The sequence below is a fragment of the Variovorax glucosi genome (genome assembly GCF_051216695.1).
Classification (GTDB): domain Bacteria; phylum Pseudomonadota; class Gammaproteobacteria; order Burkholderiales; family Burkholderiaceae_C; genus Variovorax.
The window spans coordinates 1-1,041 of the sequence record NZ_JBPJZE010000390.1; the positions used below are offsets into that span (position 1 = coordinate 1).

Sequence of the window (1,041 nt, forward strand, 5' to 3'; positions counted from 1 at the left end):
ACCAGAAACCCTCGCGAAAAGGACATGAACCCATCTCGCAAGCCCAAGGCCCTGCCTCAGGTGCTCAAAGAGATCGACGACGCGCCTTCGCCCATCACCGGCCGGGCCACCGACTACCCAAGCGGCTGGTACATCGAGCCGCATGCGCACACCAAGCACCAGCTGATCTATGCCGTGCGCGGCGTAATGGTGGTGCAGGCCCGGGCGGGCCGCTGGGTGGTGCCGCCCACTCGCGGCATCTGGATGCTGGCCGGCATGACCCACAAGATCCGCTGCATCGGAGAAGTACACATGCGCAGCCTGCAGGTGGCGACCGATGCTGCTCCCAAACTGCTGGGCGAGACCCGGGCGGTGGGCATATCACCCCTGTTGCGCGAACTCATCCGCGCCGCCATGGAGGTGCAGCAGCCTTACGTGCCTGGCACCCGCGACGGCCGCGTCATGCGCTTGATTCTGGACGAACTGCGTGCCTTGCCGGTGTTGCCACTGCACCTGCACATGCGGTCCGACCCGCGGCTGCTGCAGATCTGCGAACTGCTGCAGCAGCAACTGGACGACAGCTCCACCATGGCCGATTGGGCGCGGCGCCTTGCTGTGAACGTGAAGACCATCCAGCGCTTGTTCGTGAACGAGACCGGCATGACCTTCGGTCAATGGCGGCAGCAGGCTCGGCTGCTGCGGGCGCTGGAGCTGCTGGCCGCCGGCGAGAAAGTCATCGACGTTGCCCTTGCGCTGGGTTACGAAAGCCCCAGTGCCTTTGCCACAATGTTCCGCAAGCAATTCGACCAGACGCCCAGCCAGTTCTTTGCCGAAGGCTGAGTCCTCGCGGTAATCATCGGAACGAACCATGAAGATCGACGCATTCGACGAAGGCCTTGAGCACCGGAATATCGTTCCGTATGACCCTGCATACGCCCGCGTCTTCGCCGGGGTGCAGGAGTACGTGCGCATGCACCTGGCCGGCGTGGAACTCGTGCACATCGGGAGCACGGCGGTAGTCGGGCTGCGTGGCAAGCCGATGATCGACATCACGGCGATCAC

The 1,041-nt window shown here is 64.0% G+C and carries 2 protein-coding genes; both read left to right on the forward strand.

Translation table 11 applies throughout. The features are described 5' to 3' along the window. Positions 1-819, forward strand: an 819-nt coding sequence (locus ACSFA3_RS25900; protein WP_435508173.1) for an AraC family transcriptional regulator, incomplete at its 5' end; no start/stop codon positions are given. A gap of 28 nt (positions 820-847) precedes the next feature. After that, a partial coding sequence (locus ACSFA3_RS25905; RefSeq protein WP_435508174.1) for a GrpB family protein occupies positions 848-1,041 on the forward strand: 194 nt, incomplete at its 3' end.